This window comes from Acinetobacter sp. TWP2-2-3 (assembly GCF_049896445.1).
GTDB lineage: Bacteria > Pseudomonadota > Gammaproteobacteria > Pseudomonadales > Moraxellaceae > Acinetobacter.
In genome coordinates this window covers 24,808-42,064 of sequence record NZ_JAFCUI010000008.1, presented here as the reverse complement: position 1 = coordinate 42,064, position 17,257 = coordinate 24,808, and the positions used below count along the sequence as shown (strand labels likewise).

Genomic DNA, 17,257 nt, shown 5'->3' with positions numbered 1-17,257 from the left:
TCCCACAATATCTCCAAACACCAGCCAGAACGTGCCGAGCAATTCGGGAAGATATCTACCCATATTTTAATTCCTTATTTTTCTATCTATCATCAGGTGATAGGGGACAGGGATTAAAATCGTCAACCCTGCTTGAAGCCCGTATATCAAACGAACATGCTGGTAGTTTAAGCAGCTGGCATATTCTGTTGGCGCCACTGCTGCGGTGTCAGCTGGGTCCATTGCTTAAAGGCACGCTGAAACGCACTTTGTTCAGAATAACCCAGTAACATGGCAGTCTCCTGCAAACTCAAGTGCGGATCTTTCAGATATTGCATAGCCAGCATGCAGCGAATCTCCTGCATACATTGCTGATAAGTTTTGCCCTGTTTTTGTAAATGGCGTTGTAACTGACGCACGGAAAAATTCATCTGCTCGGCAATATGTTTGATCTGGAACAGGTTTTTTTGCAGGCCAATTAGAATCGCCTGTTGCAGCTGCTGATCTACCAGAGTGGAGTACGGGAATTTTTCTAATAATGCTTTGGCCTGTTGCATCAGCAGTTTTTGCAAGGTCTGGTCGCCCTGTTTCAGTGGTCTGGACAGTTCACTGACATGCATTAATACCTGATTTCTGGCTTGAGAAAATCGGACTTTACAGCCGAAATACTGCTCATAGAGTACAATATTTTTAGGCATTGCATGCTGGAAATGCACTTCATATAACTGAACCACGTGCGGGTTCTGAACATTAGCTTTTACGAATTCCGTCATTAGCGCAATCGCGATTTCATCGGTCAGTTGGGTATTCAGATGAAAGGGAACTTCAACCCAGCCAATCGACAGATAATCGCCTTGCCATTGCAGCTGAAGTGGGCCGCCATCATAAATCAGACGATGATAATCATGATAGCGCATAAAGGCTTCACCCAAGGTCTCACTTGAGAGTGCCAGATAGCCAATAATACCGAGGTGTTTAGCTTCAACCAGTTGGGCGATTTCCAAGCCTAAAGCCGGTCGTTGCAGCTGTTGATCAAGTGTCGTTAACAGATCACGCCACAAGGCGAAATCAAAGCGTTCCAGATTTTGAATGGCCAATAATTTCTCAGGGACTTCAAGCTGTTTCAACTGATAATAGTCCAAAAGTAAATGTCCTAAACCACCGTATACTGAACCTACGTAGTTTTTTAGAACCAGCATTTTTAATTCTTTTATTTTGTCGTATTTTGTCAATCATATTGAATATTTTGGTCAATATCTAGTCTTTTATTTAGCCTATATTAAAAATAGACCAAGAGGTAAAAGATTATGTGGAAAGGTTTTCTGGCAGGACTTGTCGTCGCAAATGGATTTGAATGGTTTGCACATAAATATGTATTGCATGGTGTTCACCAGCCGGGACAGAGCCGTTATAGTCCGGTACCCGAGAGTATGCGCTCACATTGGGAGCATCACCGGATTGTGCGAAAAACGGAATTTTCCGATTTCGGCTATGTAGAAGGATTGGACAACTGGCGTACCCGCAATGAAATTGCCTCACTGGCAGTCGTTGCGACCGTCTTTGGACTCAGTTTTTATCCCTTCTCCAAAGGCATGTCACTGGCCGCCCTGTATAGTGCAGGCAACTATTATTATTTACATCGCCGGGCTCATCTGGAACCGGAATGGGCCAAAAAGAAATTACCCTGGCATTATGATCATCATATGAATAGTAATCAGGATGCCAACTGGTGCGTCACCAAGCCCTGGTTTGACTATCTACTCGGGACCCGGGTGATTTCCTCGGCAGATTTGCAGGAACAGAATCCTTTAGGTTTGAGCTTGCCTGCACCGATCTCGGAAAAACTGAACCGCTGGGCAGCGCAATATTTTCCGGTTAAATCGGCCGATGCTTCCTCTAAAATGACAAAAAATACTGCAAAAAATACGGTAATGAAGCAGTTAAATACGCAGGTTATGGAGTAAAATAGGGCTTTGTCGTGATTTGTCAATAAAATACGATTGTATTGTCAATATTGTCCTGTGGATTTCACTTATATTTGCTCCTGTCGGTGAGCAAAGCCTCATACTGATAATGTTTCTGGGTGTAATGAGTTATTTTGAATACCAAGTGCTGTAGTCTTATCTTGGTTTTATAAGGAGTCGAAAGACTCCTTTTTTTTGTCCCGTATTTGCTGTGTTGTTTTATTTAAGGCATAAAAAAAGAGTGTTTATAAAAACACTCTTTAATTAAATCATCATCTAAAACGGCTTAAAGGCGCATTTCAATACCTTGGGCTGCCATATAGGCTTTGGCTTCCGGAATGGTGTGCTGGCCAAAATGAAAAATTGAAGCTGCCAGTACTGCATCAGCACCACCATGGATAATGCCGTCCGCCAAATGCTGTAAATTACCCACACCACCAGAAGCAATCGTCGGTACCGTGACGCGGTCATTGATGGCACGCATCAGGGCAATGTCGTAACCGGCTTTGGTGCCATCTGCATCCATCGAAGTAATCAGTAATTCACCTGCGCCGAAGTCAGCCATTTTCACAGCCCATTCAATCGCATCAATCCCGGTTTCTTTACGGCCACCGTGGGTGAAAATTTCCCATTTGTGGTCGCCAGTTTTTTTGGCATCAATTGCAACCACGATGCACTGCGCGCCAAAGCGTTGAGACGCTTCCTGCACAAACTCGGGATTATAAATCGCAGCCGAGTTGATGCTGACTTTGTCTGCACCGGCATTGAGTAATAGACGGATATCTTCGACTTTACGTACACCGCCACCGACAGTCAGAGGTACAAAAACCGATTCAGCCATGCGTTCTACTGTGCGGTAAGTCGTGTCGCGTCCATGATGTGTAGCGGTAATATCAAGGAAAGTAATTTCATCGGCACCTTGTTCATTATAACGGCGCGCCACTTCGACCGGGTCACCCGCATCACGAATATCAAGGAACTGGACACCCTTGACCACGCGGCCGTTATCCACGTCCAGACAAGGAATAATACGTTTAGCTAGCATAAATTTTTCCAATTATTACAGCCGATTATGAAACTCACCCACGCAAGCGCTACACCTTGGCAGATGGAAACGGTATTCTAGCAAAATTATGTAAGTTTTTTCGCAGGTTTTCTATGTCGGTTTATACCACTTTGACTTTAAAGGAAGTTCAGGATTTTGCGGCGCCTTATGGTTTAAAGGTGATTGATCTGATTCCCATTCAAGGCGGTATTCAAAATACCAACTACTTTTTAGTCTGCGAAGACCAGCAATATGTGCTGACCGTATTTGAAGATATGGATGAGCAGGCGGCAGGCGAACTGGTTCCGGTTCTGGAACATCTGGGGCAGGCCGGGTTGGCTGTTCCGGTGCCTTTATCGCATTCAGGCAAAGCGATTCACAGCATTAAAGATAAACCGGCACAGATTGCACCGCGCCTGATGGGTGAACATCCCATGCCATCTACCATTGGGCAAGTTGAGGCAATTGCCATCGCTCAGGCGAAAATGCATGTGGCACTCAAAGACTTTAAATTAGAACGTAATTTTGTGCGTGATCATGCCTATTGGCTGGCCGTTTCTCAAGAAATCAAACCAAGTTTAAGTCCGGCTGATAAAGTCTTGCTTGGCAAATTATTAGGTTTATATGAGGCGTTGACGGCGGTATATCCGGACCGTCCACGCGGTTTTATTCATTCAGATCTGTTCCGTGACAATACCTTATTTGAAGGCGATCAGCTGAATGGCATTCTGGATTTTTATGAGCTGAATAAAGATGAATGGTTGTTTGATATCGCCATCACTTTAAATGACTTCTGTACCGAATATCCTGACGTGGTCTTAAATGAAGAAAAAGCGATTGCTTTTTTAAATGCCTATGAAACGATTCGTCCTTTAACCAGTGATGAACGCGCCTGCCTGGAGTTATATCTGGCTATGGCTGCGGGACGGTTCTGGATGATGCGTCTGCAGGTAGCACAGCGTAATGCAGCATTAGGCCGTACTGGCGAAGATATTTTGCAAAAAAATCCGGATGAAATGCGTAATATGCTAATTGAACGCTTAAAATTCGTCACCGCTTAAACAATCAAATCAAAAGGGATAGGGATATGCGCGATCAGGGACGTTTGGTGGAATGGTTTGATGATCAGGGCTATGGTTTCATTCAGCCCAGTGACCCCGCCAAAGATCGCGTATTTCTGCATATCAAGGATTTTGCCAAGCCTGGCCCACGTCCAATCGTGGGCTGTGCGCTGGATTATCTGGTCATTCTGGATGAACGCGGCCGTTATCGCGCGCAGCAGGTGATGTACCTGAAAGCAGCACAAGCCAAAAGTCTGCAAGTAAAATTCAAACCGTCCAAGTCGCAGCAGACACAGAAATTACAGCCGATGCAGATTGCCTGTGTGCTCTATATTCTTTTTCTGGTGGCTTTGACCTTGGGTAGTTTACTGAGTGGACTGGTGTTGTTGCTGGTCAGCCTGATGAATGCGCTCAGCTACTGGCTCTATGCGCAAGATAAGGAAGCGGCACAGCTGGGTAATCGCCGTATTCCGGAAAATACTCTGCATCTGGTGGCTTTCTTGGGCGGCTGGCCAGCAGCATGGCTGGCACAGCAGAAATTACGGCATAAAACACAAAAACAACCTTTCCGGCAGATATATTTTTGTACCATAGTCTTTAACATCATTTTGATTATATGGCTAATTTCCCCATTGAATAGTTTAAATATCTAGGGGGAAGTACTAGGAGGGGACGTGAACTATTCCATTGATAAAGATTCAAACCGCACACTGACTTTTGCACTGTACATTTTATATATTGTGGCCATTTTTAGTGCTGGCCTGCTGGCTCTTGTGGCGTTGATCATTAACTATGTGAAACGGCACGATGTGCGCGGTTCCATCTTTGAAAGCCATTTTACCTGGCAGATCCGCAGTTTCTGGTGGTATCTGTTCTGGAATATCGTCGCCTTTATTCCATTTTTCTTTTTGTTCTTTACCGGTGAAGATCCTAACCTGTTTGCAGGGGTCGCATTTGGTGCATCCGCGTTCTGTTTAGTGGTGGTGGTTTTGGCCTGGATCTGGATTGTGTATCGGGCGATTCGCGGCATCATGCGCTTAAATGACAATAGACCGATGTATAGCAAATAATTTTAGCCGTATTTCCCTAGAGAAAAAAATCCCTCTTTTTCAGGGGGATTTAGCGGAATTAAGAAAGATCTTGCTTTAATTCTTCTGTTGGTTGTTTTCTTAAAAACTTCGGTTTCCATTCACTGGCAATCACGCCCAGTACCACCAGCAATCCGCCTAATAAAGCCAGTGACGGTAAACGTTCTCCGGCCAGACGGCCAAACAGGGCTGCCCATACCGGTTCGCCGGCATAGATAATCGCTGCCTGTGATGGGTCGACCATGCGCTGCGCCCAGTTCATCACCAGTTGAATCAAGGCACTGGCAATGCCCAAACCGACTAAAATCCCTGCCAGATGCCAGTGGAATTCAGGTAGCTGAGATTCACCTAAAACAGGTGCGATCATAAAGCAGAACAGGGATGCAAAAATCAGTTGCAGCACGGTGACCCGGCGTACATTCACCTGCTCGACAAAATGGCTGATAAAAATAATCTCCAGCGCAATCGCAATCGAACCGAGCAAAGTCAGGGTTTGCCCGAAACTGAGCTGAATCGCAGCAAAGCCATTTCCTGTCAAAAACACCAGACCGATAAAGGCAAACAGTGCTCCGATCCAGGTCATGACATGCGGTTTTTTACGGAACATTAACCAGAGCAGGATTGGAACCAGTGGAACATACAAGGCGGTTAAAAAAGCCGATTCGCTGCTGCTGATGGTCTGCAAGCCCACAGTTTGAGTGCCGTAGCCAATGGCGATCATGATCCCAATTACCGCGCCAGCGAACACCTCTTTCAGGTTCATGCCTTTTAGCGACTTTAGGGAAATCAGGGTGACGGCAAGGGCTGCTGCAGCAAAACGCAGGCCGACAAACATAATCGGACTGCTAAAGTTCAGCCCGTATTGCACGGTAATAAAACTGCCACCCCAGATAATGGTGATCAGGATCAAGGCGAGTTGCGGCGCTTTCACCATTCAGCCGGAGTGATTTTTGGAAATAAGGGTAGACATGCCAAGAGATCAGAAAATTAAAAAAATAAAAAAGAGGTCCGAAGACCTCTTTTACAGCAGGCTTAATTATAGCGCCTGTTGCTCATCTAGCAACAATTGTGCTTCACGCAAGCTTAATGTACCTTCGTAAATCGCACGGCCGGTAATTGCACCTAAAATACCCGGTTGATCTTTCAGGTTACGTACATCATCCAGATTGGTCACGCCGCCTGAAGCAATCACAGGCAAACCTGAGTATTGTGCCAGATTCACGGTTTGCTCAATATTCACACCCTGCATCATGCCATCACGCGCGATATCCGTATAGACAATGCTCGACACGCCCGCATCGGCAAAACGTTTCGCCAGATCAGTGGCTTTAACATCAGTCACATTGGCCCAGCCATCTGTTGCCACCATGTCATTCATGGCATCAATCCCAACAATAATATGACCGGCAAATTTTCGACATGCTTCTTCAACAAATTCAGGATCCTGAACTGCTTTGGTGCCAATGATCACAAAAGAAACACCGGCTTGCAGATAATGCTCAATGGTTTCCAGAGAACGGATACCACCACCAATCTGGATCGGCAAATCAGGTTGAGATCGGACGATGGCTTCAACCACTGGTTTATGGATTGGCGTACCTGCGAAAGCACCGTTTAAATCTACTAAATGCAAGCGGCGAGCGCCTTCATTTACCCAATGCTGTGCTGTTGCGACCGGATCGTCTGAAAATACGGTATCGTCTTCCATACGACCTTGTTTTAAACGGACACATTTGCCATCTTTCAGGTCAATTGCAGGGATGATCAGCATGCTTTCGCTCCTTGCTTAATCTTTAGAATGAATTTGAGTGTATTCATCTTAGCAAATAAAGTCGAAATTTCTAACTCTTAAACGGTATGAATAAAGAAAACCTGTCCATAGATAGGTAGCAGTGAGGTAATTTATTTTAATGGTTTTAGTGATCCGTCTCTTGAATGGCGATCAGATGTTCCACAACGGGTCGTGTACTGAGCGGGTCGATAATCGAAGCTGTAAGATCTACTAAAGTCACAGCTCTCTCATCGACCGCGTTCATCACAGCTTTCATGCGTACATCAAGTTGCCAGTACCAGCAGGCCATGCAAGCACTTAAGCCGTCGATGAAGGACGGATTCTTAATTTCAGTGAAGTATTGGGAATCTCTTTGGGTAAGAGACCCCGCCGCAACAATTCTTCAAATACCAGCACGGGCGTGTAGGCATCTGCGGCTGCATAATCAATTTGTGCCGGGCTGAGCTTCTTGCTGGCCCAGTTCGAGGTACTAATCCGTTTGGATTTAGGAAAATTTACTTGAAATAGCAAAGCCATGGCATTTTTTAATCCGACCGGATTGTTTAAACCAAAAGCTTTAAAACATTTGGACAGTTCAATCACACTATTCAGTTCAATGCCTTTTTTACGGAACAGGTGCGCATCATTTTTCAGGCCAAAACCGACCTTGATCTGCTCGCGACTGGCAAAGATCGGTTTAAGAAAATCCCAGATCGAATCATTCATTTGAAATAAATAGGCTTTATCTAAAGTGGCCAGCTGAATCAGATGTGGCCCGGTAGAAACCTCACCAACTTTAAAGGTCGGTTTGGATTCAGAATCGAAACCCAGGACTGCATGGCTTTTTAGCTCCTGTGCAAGGGCATGACACTGTTCCAGACGATTAATCACCTGAATCTGTTGCATCGGAAGATTTTTAAATACAGGAAAGGTCTGAATTTGTTCCTTGCTTGGTAAAGTATCCAGCAGCTGTTGCATAAGCTTCAATCATGAAATGAATGCGTTCAGCTTAATCACTTTTCCTGTTCTAGGCAAAAATAAAGCCCATGAAGAATGGGCTTTATGCAGAATTTAAATAGGTTTAATCAGTGTGATAGCTACTCTGTTCCATCTGCGCCTGTTGAGCACGTTCAACATAATTCTGATAAGCAGGGACAGCAAAGGCGGCCAAAATAACCGCGAGTACCAGATACAGCACCACCAAAAGCGTTTCCCAGCCACGTGTCGTGCGTGGAGGGCCATATTCATTACTTTCGTTGTGACCGGGTGCCAATAACAGGTAAAGTGTAAAGACAAGGTTTACGACCGGCACAAAAATCAGTAAAGAAAGCCAGCCATTATGATTACGGTCATGTAAACGACGAATTAAAAAAATCACGCTAAAATAAATCGCAACGCCGTAGATCAAAACCAACAGCACCATTAAAGGCATGGACATTTTACCATCTAAAGTCTCTGGACTCATTCCAGGTAAAATGAAAGCAGCAATGATCCCGATGATCATAAAGCAAAAACCCAGCAGCATATTCCATGCGATATACGAACGTCGCCCAAAACGTCCTGATGCATTCCACCCCGAATCCTGAATTGTATTACTCATTATTTTTCCTTTGTTTTCATTAGATTTTTTATAAGTAAGTCTATGATAAAGGGGTTTTTTATAAATGAAAAGTGTAAAAAATAATCAATAAAAAAGCCCGCAATTTGCGAGCTTTTTGGGACGAAAGGAAAATCAGATTTCCCAATCCACAAAGTTTTTCAATAACTGCAAACCGGCGGTATGGCTCTTTTCCGGATGGAACTGGGTCGCAAACAGGTTTTCTTTATGAATTGCAGTACAGAACTCAATGCCATAGGTACAAGTAGCTGCTACTAAGTCTGAATCTTGTGGCTCTACATAGTAACTGTGCACAAAGTAAAAACGCGCATCCTGTTCGATATTGTTCCACATTGGATGCTCTGGATCGGCCTGATGTACCTGGTTCCAGCCCATATGCGGCACTTTTAAGCCCGCCATTTCCGGAAAATGCTTGACCGCACCTTCGAAAATACCCAGTGCATCGGTACCGCCATTTTCTTCCGAATGCTGCATCAAGGCTTGCATGCCGACACAAATGGCCAGTACCGGTTTGTTAAATACGGCATTACGTACCACTTCATCAATCCCGGCTTCGTGCATGCCTTGCATGCAGTCACGCATGGCACCGACACCTGGAAAGACAATCTTGTCTGCTTGCGCAATCAGTTTTGGATCATTGGTCACATCAACCGTGGCACCGACATGTTCTAATGCTTTTGCCGCAGAGTGCAAATTTCCCATGCCATAATCAAGAAGGGCAATACGGGTCATTACAGTGTACCTTTGGTTGAAGCTACCGTATTGGCAGCACGTAGATCCACTTCACAGGCCATACGCAGCGCACGCGCAAATGCTTTAAATACGCTTTCGATCTGGTGATGGCTGTTTTTGCCTTTCAGGTTATCGATATGCACAGTCATCAAGGAATGGTTTACAAAGCCTTGGAAAAATTCAGAGAATAAATCCACATCAAAACGGCCGATCATGGCACGGGTAAATGGAATATCCATAAACAGGCCCGGACGGCCAGACAGATCAACTACGACACGGCTCAAAGACTCATCCAGCGGGGCATAGAAGTGACCATAGCGTTTCAGGCCTTTTTTATCGCCCAATGCCTGTGCAAATGCCTGACCCAGCGTAATACCGCAGTCTTCCACAGTATGATGGTCATCGATTTCCAGATCGCCATCACAATGAATATCAATATCAAACAGGCCATGACGCTTGATTTGATCAATCATATGATCTAAAAAGGGAATACCCGTGTTTAAGGTGCCTTGACCAGTACCGTCGAGATTCAAACGAACTCGAATTTTGGTTTCGTTGGTATTTCTTACCACTTCACTGATACGATCTGTCATAGACACGTTCCTCAAATACGTCAAAATGATTGATGTAGAAAATATTTTCGCCGTGACGAAGTCACCGCATATTAGATTGCTCAGGAGGGTTTATCAATGCCTATCACCGTACATGCTTATACTTCTTTAGAAAATGACGAAGTGCGCAGCCAGCTTGAGCGACTGTATGACACGAGCCCTGAATTTAGTGACGGGGCAGATGCCATGGAACAACTAGAGCAAAACCTTGCACAGTATACCTCAGTTTATAGCGCAGAATTTAATAGCAAAATTATTGGGGCAATCTGGTGCACCGGACAGGGTGAAAGCCGGATTCTGGAAAATATCGTGGTACATCCGGCCAATCGCGGTCGTGGTGTGGCAGAAAGGCTGGTCAGCGAAGTCTGCCGCATGGAAGAAGAAAAAGGCGTGAAAAATTTCGTCCCAGGCTGTGGGGCCATTCATCGTTGTCTCGCCAATCTGGAAAAAATCTGAAGATAGAGCAATATCAAGCAGTCATTAGGCTGCTTTTTTATGTAAATAAGCGCTTAAATCTGTTTTATTACTGAGGTCTTTGGTAAACACTGTTCGATTTATGACTCAAATTGATGCGAGTTGATGGAAAAGTAAACATTTGATGAAAATTATTCTCTCTGCTCTTGACGATTTACAGCTGAAACTGTTTAATACGCGACATCGGCGTGATAGCTCAGTAGGTAGAGCAACGGATTGAAAATCCGTGTGTCCCCAGTTCGATCCTGGGTCTCGCCACCATATTTTAAAACGATTTCAAAGTTTTCAATCCCTGATCCCATCAGGGATTTTTTTTAGGCCAAAAATCAGCCACTCAAATATTTTTTTCATAATTTTGATTGACTAATGAGGCCAGATACGGCTTAATACACCGCATCGGCGTGATAGCTCAGTAGGTAGAGCAACGGATTGAAAATCCGTGTGTCCCCAGTTCGATCCTGGGTCTCGCCACCATATTCAAAAAATCCTCAAACTTGGTTTGGGGATTTTTTTTTGCCTGCACCAAAGCTAGATCAGCATTCTCTTTTATTTTTCAGTCTTTTTAATTCCTTCTTTTCCCAGTTTCCTGCCTTTTTATGCATCATTGACCGTTTATCAAACTTAACAATAGGCACTAGCATTATTTGTAAGATTTAGCTTTGACGCTTTCCCTTTTCCAAACGAGGGTGAAAATGATGAATCTCCTAACACCAATTAAACTCGGCTTTCTTACGGCCTGTACTGCTTTTAGCCTGCCGATATTAAGCCATGCTGCGCCTGCTGCTGATTCTGTTGTCTTGCCGACTCTGACCGTCATGGCGGAACCGGAACTGCGCGCCGTGACTGAAAAAATGTTGCCTTATCAGGAGCAGAACAGCCAGCGTAAGGCCCTGCAAATGCGCCTGATGAAAATTGAACGTGAAATTCAAGCCTATAGCGTGGACGGCGACGTAGTGGCGAATATTGATGTGATGCGTGCACCTGCCGATCCTGATCTGGATAGCTTGCCTGTGGTGTTTCGCGAATATGTATTGGCCATCGCACAGGGCTTGCAGTCTTCAGACCCAAGAAATGGGGTATATGTACTGCTGCAACCTTTTGGAATTAACCGCGATGCCACCAATGTGAGTATTGTTCGGGAACAATTCGATCCGAACCGGCTGAATCTGAGCCTGCCATTTAATTCCCCATAATGTGCGCCTGTCGGTCTAGATAATTTTGTTTAACAAGCTTATTCAAGCTGTCATGCAACGAGATCGACAAAATAGTGTTCTGGGAAAGGGTGGCTTTGTGAGAGGAGCAATTTCTGTCTAAGCTAGACATATTATTGGAAAAATCAAATGCCTTGAATTGTGTTTAAAAAATAAGCATAGTGGATGTAAATCAACAAGATCTGACTGACAGAGCTGGAGCGTATACATGCCGCGTGTTTTTATGATTGTAGCCGCTGTGACACTGGCAATTTTTATTGGGCTGTTTTATCAGAATTCGGTTCAGCAAAAACATCAGGCCGAGCTGCTCGAATATGAAACCGTGCTCGAAGAAAAAACCGAGAGCATTGCGCAGCAGGCACAGGACTGGTCTAAACCAATTCAGATTGAACTTGAGGATGACCGTCTGGATGGTGACTATGCCATCATGGCAGAATTTATGCTGGGGCAATTGCGCGACAGTGCCGAGGAACGCAATCAGTATCTACGCGACTTAAAAGCCGCCAACTGGCAGAATTTTCTGAATATCGACCGCTTGGCCAAGGATCAGGCACAAGGCTATAAAGAAACGGAAGCGATGCTCAAGCAAGTCCATCAAATTGTGAACAGCTATCAGCAGAAAATCCAGCAGCGCGATGCCGAGCTGATCGACAAGGCACAGCAACTGGATATTAAAAACCGTTATCGCCAGCAACTGAGCCTGACCCTGAAAGACAGTCAGCAAAATAGTAATGCACATGTCATTTTTGAAATTGAAAAACAGACTTTGGCCAAGGCCGATGCCTTATTTGCAATACTGAAAAAGCATAAATGGCAAAAGAAAAATAATACCTTTATGTTCTATGATGATAAAGCCGTGCAAGAGTTTAATGCGCTGTATAAAGAAATGCTGCATCTGAATAAGCAGACGGAACGAGTGGCGACTGCCAACCAGAAAGCAGTTGAAAACAAGTTGTAGCCTGACTTAGATGACAGGGCTGCCATAGGACTGTCATCTGCTGTTCAAACTCTCTTGCTAAATTGAAGGGGTCGCACAGATCACGACATAACATTTAAGCAGGTGAGTCATGCAAACAATTCAGGTTTTTGCTGATATTCAGCAGGTGTACGGTGAGTTTGTCGCAAATAAAAAATGTCCAAAATTACAAAGGATGAATAACGGGGATAAGAACCGATTGTTCTTAAATCAATATTTCACGCTGATCGAGGACTGGCACTATACCGAACAGATTGTGATTCAGTTCAATCAGCAGTATTTCAGTCTGGATCTGGGGAGCGCACCGGATTTTATGGATCAGGACAAATACATCAGCTGGCTGAAGTCGGAACTGCTGCATTAATCGAATCGCCATATTCCTCATTGATATACAACCGAGCTGTCTCAATAGAGGCAGCTTTTTTATTTTGATAGAAAACTGGTATTGATCTTGCTGTTGCATCGGCACAGCGCGAACAGGCGCTGATTCCAATTCCGATTTGAACAGGCTATGCTGAATTAATTACCGCTGCCAAAAGAATGACAGGCGGAGCATGGATGATATGGAGGGCAAAAAATTATGCAACAGTTGAGATGTTATAAGGAACTTCCAGTCTGGAACCAGCAGAGTATTCCTCAGGGCTTCAAGAATCAGCACAATACCAAAGCCGGCACCTGGGCAAAATTGACAGTATTAAAAGGTGAGTTGCGTTTTGCCATGCTGGAAAAATCTGGTGTAGTGCAATCCGAGCATGTATTTACGCCAGAGCAGCAACCGCCATTTATTGAGCCTGAGGCCTGGCACAAAATTGTTTCTGCCAGTGAAGATGTCGAATGCCAGCTGCGTTTTTACTGCCAGCCTGTGGATTACTTCATCAAGAAATATCAGTTAAATCCTACCCATTCTGAAGTACTGGCAGCGATGCCCTATTTAAAAGGTGGCCGTGCGCTGGATGTCGGCTGTGGTACAGGGCGTAATGCGCTTTATTTGAGTCAGAACGGCTTTAATGTCGATGCCTGGGATGTCAACGAAAACAGTTTGCAGACTTTAAGACAGATCGTGCAGACCGAGCAGATTGATCATGTGCAGGTACAGCGCCGCGACCTTAACACGGATACCAGCATTGCAGGCCAATATGACTTTATCTACTGTACTGTAGTGATGATGTTCCTTGAGGCGAAAACCATTCCACCGCTCATTGCACAGATGCAGCAGGCGACCGTGCCAGGTGGCTATAACCTGATTGTTTGTGCCATGGATACGCCAGATATTCCGGCACAAGCCGATTTTCCATTTGCTTTTCAGCCGGGGGAGTTGCGAGGGTATTATGAGGGCTGGAATATTGTGAAATACAATGAAGATATCGGTGAGCTGTATCGTGTCGATGCACAGGGTCAGCGGATTAAACAGCACTTTGCCACCATGCTGGCGCAGAAGGTTGAATAGAAGATTGAGGATTTTTTTAAATTCTTGAGCTTAAATGAGATTACATAAAACAAAAAAAAGATGTCAGACTGACATCTTTTTTTATGCTTTTAAAAAGCTTAAGCCGCTTTTTTAAACCAAGAGAACCAGCCTTTTTTCTCAGCTTTTACTTCTACTTTTTCAGCAGCCGTGTCTTTGGTTTCTACTGCTTCAGTTTTCGCAGCTTCAACGTGTTGTTCTGCTGTAGCTTGAGCCGTTTCTACTTGAGTCGTCGCTTCTGTTTTTACTGCTTCAGCTTTAGTTTCAGCTGCCTGTTGAGTTGCAGCAACAGTCGCTTGAGCAGCTTCAACTTTCGCTTGTACAGGTGCAGCAGTTTCTTTGGCAACTGTTTGGGTCGTTTTGGTTACTACAGTTGCTGGCGCAACTTGAGCTTCAGTTGCCATTGCAGATGCAGAAGTCGCTACGATTGCAGTCGCGATCATTGTTTTAAGCATGTTCATATAAACCCTTTTAAGGAAATAGGAAAAAAAGAGGCTTGATCATACATATATAAAATTTAAGTGATTCATAAATAGGATTTTATTGGTTGATTATTCAACTGAAATTACAAAGGGATAACATTTCATCTAGTTAAGAATTATAATTATTTAAAACAAATAATTATTTTAGAGATTGTAGTGGGCGACCTTCAAACAAATGGATATATTACTTGCTCATCTTGTAATACAGTAAATAAACTTAATCAAATTGGTGATCAAGGTCTTTATCATTGTGGTACTTGCCAAAATCCATTAATTTTCATTAATAAAGAAAAACCTAAATCAGGTTTTATGAAAATTCTTGTTATTGCTGGATTGATTGGGGTTGCTGGTGGTGTAGGCATAGATCAAATAAAAGACGCTCTCAAACCCACTGAAATTAATTATTCGAAAATTCAAACTAATTGGACTGATAAGCAGGTTAGGCAGTTTGATCTTAATTGTAAGGCAAATTTGGCTATGCAAAAGAAAAGATGGGATGCTGAACGTATTGATAAGACATGTACATGTTTTACGACGTACATAGTTGAAAATACTAATTATCCACTCTGGGGTAAGTTAGATCCTAAAGTGGTTGATGCAGGTACAAATGAATGCATTTAGAAAATAATGAAAAAGATCAATTAAATTTAAACCCTAATTTGGAAAAGTTTTTAAACTTAATTGAAGAAGTTTATACAGGTAATTTAAAGGCTTTTAGCGATGCATTTTCCGATGAAGATACTTCTTTTTATGAGCGCTTAAAAAAAGATATTCAGAGGGCAAAACAAGGGTCATTAACCATTAAGAAAGAAGATGCATTGAAGAAATATATATTTTTTCTTGAATATAAGCAGTGGGAAAAGAATACAGACAATAAATTTTCTAAGAAATTAGATTTACAAATAGATACAGCAATTGAAGCCTTATGTAAGGCAACTGGGCAGTGATACTGCCCAGTATAAAAAGCTATTTACATGCACCAGGTACACGACATGCACAGCTTGAAGGAGCGTGACAGGCGTGATCATCACCACAGCGTGCTTCAATTGTGAAATCAGGGTATGGGCCAAACCAAACTTCATAAAGTTCTTTAGTTCGCTGGAAAGTATCTTTCAAATTTTGTTGGTCGACTTCATCATGGATTCCAAAATATGGATAGTGGTGCAGATAAGCTCCAAAAATTTTCAAGCAATCCATGTGGTAATTTCGAGTATCTAAAATGTGAGCATGCCAAAACTCATCAACAAGTTTATTAGGTACTAGCGTTTCTTTTGGATAGAAATATTTTAACGCTAGAAAACGTTTATATTCTTGCTCTGCAAATTCGCAAACTTTTTTTGACATGGTTGCTTCTTTACCTGATGTTAATTTAAATTTTAATTTATTGAAATTTAAACTCTCAACCGAAGTCGGCATATTTGAGCTTGCTAGAGTAGCTTTATGGTTAAAGTCTATTGCTAAATTTCCCATTTCTTTTTCCTTAGTAGGTTTATAGCGTTGTTGCTATGTAGGAAATATTGCCATGTAGCTTTATTTGGATTGGGGAATTTTAAGGGACAAAAAAACCCCGCAAAAGCGGGGTTTTTTTTGATCTTGGTATTTAAGAATTAAACACGTTCGATAATGGTCGCAATACCTTGACCTAGGCCGATACACATCGTCGCAAGACCGATTTGCGTATCTTGCTGTTCCATTACGTTCAGCAATGTTGTTGTGATACGCGCACCAGAACAACCCAATGGGTGACCCAATGCAATCGCGCCACCGTTATGGTTCACGATGTCTTGCTTGTCATAAATACCTAAGCCTTTAAGAACAGACAGACCTTGTGCAGCAAAGGCTTCGTTCAATTCAAAGGTTTGGATATCAGAAATCGCTAGACCAGCGCGTTTCAACGCTTTTTGTGTTGCCGGAACCGGACCATAACCCATGATCGCCGCATCACAGCCCGCAACCGCCATAGAGCGAATTACAGCACGTGGCTTAAGACCTAAAGCTTGAGCACGTTCAGCAGACATCAACAACATTGCAGAAGCACCATCAGACAAAGCTGAAGATGTTGCCGCAGTTACTGTACCGCCTTTCGGATCGAATACTGGACGCAAAGATTTGAACGATTCAAGGTTCGCATCTGGACGGATCACTTCATCGATATCACACAGGATTTTGTAGCCATCTGCATTATGACCTTCAATGCCGACGATCTCGTTCTGGAACAGGCCATTTTCAGTCGCAGCCCAGGCACGGCGATGTGATTCCACACCAAACGCATCCTGTTCTTCACGGCTAATACCGTTCATGCGACCCAACATTTCAGCAGTTAAGCCCATCATGTTCGACGCTTTGGCATAATGCTTAGACGCTTCAGGGTTCAGGTCGATGCCGTGCATCATGCCCACATGGCCCATGTGCTCAACACCACCGATGATGAAGATATCACCCTGGTTCGTGGCAATTTGCGCAGCCGCAGTGTGAATCGCCTGCATAGACGAACCACAAAGACGGTTCACCGTTTGACCTGCAACAGTCTTCGGCAAGTCTGCCAGTAATGCGATATTACGGGCAATGTTCATACCTTGTTCTAGGGTTTGGTTCACACAGCCCCAGATTACGTCTTCAACTTCATGCGGGTCGAATTCGTTACGTACCAGCAGGGCACGGACAAGCTCAGCAGACATCGAGTCGGCACGTACATTGCGGAACATACCGTTTTTGGTTTTACCCATTGCTGAACGTACGCCATCAACGATGACAACGTCACGTGGATTTAAAGTAGCCAT

Annotated in this window: 23 protein-coding genes and 2 tRNA genes; 13 read left to right on the top strand and 12 right to left on the bottom strand. The window is 43.8% G+C overall.

Annotated elements, in window-relative coordinates; all coding sequences use genetic code 11:
* Positions 1-167 precede the first annotated feature (167 nt).
* A complete protein-coding gene (locus ACP7AK_RS11620) occupies positions 168-1,178 on the bottom strand; it encodes an AraC family transcriptional regulator ligand-binding domain-containing protein (RefSeq protein ID WP_425879943.1) in 1,011 nt (336 codons plus the stop codon).
* A gap of 108 nt (positions 1,179-1,286) precedes the next feature.
* Between ACP7AK_RS11620 and ACP7AK_RS11615 the strand changes: the two genes are divergently transcribed.
* A complete protein-coding gene (locus ACP7AK_RS11615) occupies positions 1,287-1,943 on the top strand; it encodes a hypothetical protein (RefSeq protein WP_005245791.1) in 657 nt (218 codons plus the stop codon).
* Between the two features lie 286 nt (positions 1,944-2,229).
* Here ACP7AK_RS11615 and hisF read toward each other — a convergent pair whose 3' ends face one another.
* Positions 2,230-2,988: an imidazole glycerol phosphate synthase subunit HisF gene (gene hisF, locus ACP7AK_RS11610; RefSeq protein WP_004647284.1), complete on the bottom strand. Its 759-nt coding sequence runs from the start codon at positions 2,986-2,988 to the stop codon at positions 2,230-2,232.
* Positions 2,989-3,101: 113 nt separating this feature from the next.
* On the opposite strand from hisF, the gene ACP7AK_RS11605 reads away from it, so the two are divergent.
* From ACP7AK_RS11605 to ACP7AK_RS11595, 3 genes are read left to right on the top strand one after another with little or no spacing between them, the layout of a single operon-like run.
* Complete coding sequence (locus tag ACP7AK_RS11605; protein WP_409651568.1) at positions 3,102-4,049, top strand: homoserine kinase; 948 nt, start codon at positions 3,102-3,104, stop codon at positions 4,047-4,049.
* A 26-nt stretch (positions 4,050-4,075) separates the two neighbouring features.
* Positions 4,076-4,702, top strand: coding sequence for a DUF1294 domain-containing protein (locus ACP7AK_RS11600; RefSeq protein WP_425879942.1), 627 nt, complete (start codon positions 4,076-4,078; stop codon positions 4,700-4,702).
* A 21-nt stretch (positions 4,703-4,723) separates the two neighbouring features.
* Entirely contained in the window at positions 4,724-5,119 is a 396-nt protein-coding gene (locus tag ACP7AK_RS11595) for a DUF4870 family protein (protein ID WP_004278660.1), read from the top strand.
* A 58-nt stretch (positions 5,120-5,177) separates the two neighbouring features.
* Here the strand turns inward: ACP7AK_RS11595 and ACP7AK_RS11590 are convergent, their stop codons facing one another.
* The 7 genes from ACP7AK_RS11590 to hisB all read right to left on the bottom strand — a co-directional run bounded on the left by ACP7AK_RS11590 (position 5,178) and on the right by hisB (position 9,851).
* Positions 5,178-6,071 carry a DMT family transporter gene (locus ACP7AK_RS11590; RefSeq protein WP_425879941.1) on the bottom strand — a complete coding sequence of 298 codons (894 nt, stop codon included), beginning with the start codon at positions 6,069-6,071 and terminating at the stop codon, positions 5,178-5,180.
* A gap of 102 nt (positions 6,072-6,173) precedes the next feature.
* The gene (gene hisA / locus ACP7AK_RS11585) at positions 6,174-6,908 is read right to left on the bottom strand and encodes a 1-(5-phosphoribosyl)-5-[(5-phosphoribosylamino)methylideneamino]imidazole-4-carboxamide isomerase (protein ID WP_425879940.1); all 735 of its coding nucleotides are present in this window, start codon (positions 6,906-6,908) and stop codon (positions 6,174-6,176) included.
* Positions 6,909-7,053: 145 nt separating this feature from the next.
* Entirely contained in the window at positions 7,054-7,218 is a 165-nt protein-coding gene (locus tag ACP7AK_RS11580) for a hypothetical protein (RefSeq protein WP_312328523.1), read from the bottom strand.
* A gap of 8 nt (positions 7,219-7,226) precedes the next feature.
* A complete protein-coding gene (locus ACP7AK_RS11575) occupies positions 7,227-7,886 on the bottom strand; it encodes a 3'-5' exonuclease (RefSeq protein ID WP_425879939.1) in 660 nt (219 codons plus the stop codon).
* A gap of 103 nt (positions 7,887-7,989) precedes the next feature.
* Positions 7,990-8,508 (bottom strand): DUF805 domain-containing protein, encoded by a 519-nt coding sequence (locus ACP7AK_RS11570; protein ID WP_180181446.1) that lies wholly within the window; start codon positions 8,506-8,508, stop codon positions 7,990-7,992.
* A gap of 132 nt (positions 8,509-8,640) precedes the next feature.
* Positions 8,641-9,258 (bottom strand): imidazole glycerol phosphate synthase subunit HisH, encoded by a 618-nt coding sequence (hisH, locus tag ACP7AK_RS11565; RefSeq protein WP_313564798.1) that lies wholly within the window; start codon positions 9,256-9,258, stop codon positions 8,641-8,643.
* Entirely contained in the window at positions 9,258-9,851 is a 594-nt protein-coding gene (gene hisB / locus ACP7AK_RS11560; protein ID WP_425879938.1) for an imidazoleglycerol-phosphate dehydratase HisB, read from the bottom strand. Before hisB ends, hisH begins: the two co-directional genes overlap by 1 nt.
* A 96-nt stretch (positions 9,852-9,947) precedes the next feature.
* Here hisB and ACP7AK_RS11555 point away from each other — a divergent pair, with 96 nt between their 5' ends.
* The 7 genes from ACP7AK_RS11555 to tehB all read left to right on the top strand — a co-directional run bounded on the left by ACP7AK_RS11555 (position 9,948) and on the right by tehB (position 13,977).
* On the top strand, positions 9,948-10,325 hold the full coding sequence (locus tag ACP7AK_RS11555) for a GNAT family N-acetyltransferase (protein WP_004278652.1): 378 nt from the start codon (positions 9,948-9,950) through the stop codon (positions 10,323-10,325).
* Between the two features lie 203 nt (positions 10,326-10,528).
* Positions 10,529-10,604 (top strand) — tRNA-Phe (locus ACP7AK_RS11550).
* A 137-nt stretch (positions 10,605-10,741) separates the two neighbouring features.
* Positions 10,742-10,817 (top strand) — tRNA-Phe (locus ACP7AK_RS11545).
* Positions 10,818-11,038: 221 nt separating this feature from the next.
* Entirely contained in the window at positions 11,039-11,536 is a 498-nt protein-coding gene (locus ACP7AK_RS11540) for a hypothetical protein (protein ID WP_425879973.1), read from the top strand.
* Positions 11,537-11,762: 226 nt separating this feature from the next.
* Positions 11,763-12,512 (top strand): hypothetical protein, encoded by a 750-nt coding sequence (locus ACP7AK_RS11535; RefSeq protein ID WP_425879937.1) that lies wholly within the window; start codon positions 11,763-11,765, stop codon positions 12,510-12,512.
* A gap of 109 nt (positions 12,513-12,621) precedes the next feature.
* Complete coding sequence (locus ACP7AK_RS11530) at positions 12,622-12,894, top strand: hypothetical protein (RefSeq protein WP_338840505.1); 273 nt, start codon at positions 12,622-12,624, stop codon at positions 12,892-12,894.
* Positions 12,895-13,110: 216 nt separating this feature from the next.
* Positions 13,111-13,977 (top strand): SAM-dependent methyltransferase TehB, encoded by an 867-nt coding sequence (gene tehB, locus ACP7AK_RS11525; RefSeq protein ID WP_425879936.1) that lies wholly within the window; start codon positions 13,111-13,113, stop codon positions 13,975-13,977.
* Between the two features lie 98 nt (positions 13,978-14,075).
* Here the strand turns inward: tehB and ACP7AK_RS11520 are convergent, their stop codons facing one another.
* A complete protein-coding gene (locus tag ACP7AK_RS11520; protein WP_425879935.1) occupies positions 14,076-14,456 on the bottom strand; it encodes a hypothetical protein in 381 nt (126 codons plus the stop codon).
* 177 nt (positions 14,457-14,633) lie between these two features.
* On the opposite strand from ACP7AK_RS11520, the gene ACP7AK_RS11515 reads away from it, so the two are divergent.
* Complete coding sequence (locus ACP7AK_RS11515) at positions 14,634-15,098, top strand: hypothetical protein (RefSeq protein WP_195725259.1); 465 nt, start codon at positions 14,634-14,636, stop codon at positions 15,096-15,098.
* On the top strand, positions 15,089-15,424 hold the full coding sequence (locus tag ACP7AK_RS11510) for a hypothetical protein (RefSeq protein ID WP_004278645.1): 336 nt from the start codon (positions 15,089-15,091) through the stop codon (positions 15,422-15,424). The genes ACP7AK_RS11515 and ACP7AK_RS11510 overlap by 10 nt, the downstream gene beginning before the upstream one ends.
* 19 nt (positions 15,425-15,443) lie before the next feature.
* Here ACP7AK_RS11510 and ACP7AK_RS11505 read toward each other — a convergent pair whose 3' ends face one another.
* Together ACP7AK_RS11505 and fadA are read right to left on the bottom strand one after the other, a co-directional pair.
* On the bottom strand, positions 15,444-15,947 hold the full coding sequence (locus ACP7AK_RS11505; RefSeq protein ID WP_004278644.1) for a glycine-rich domain-containing protein: 504 nt from the start codon (positions 15,945-15,947) through the stop codon (positions 15,444-15,446).
* Positions 15,948-16,084: 137 nt separating this feature from the next.
* Positions 16,085-17,257 carry an acetyl-CoA C-acyltransferase FadA gene (gene fadA, locus ACP7AK_RS11500; RefSeq protein WP_004278643.1) on the bottom strand — a complete coding sequence of 391 codons (1,173 nt, stop codon included), beginning with the start codon at positions 17,255-17,257 and terminating at the stop codon, positions 16,085-16,087.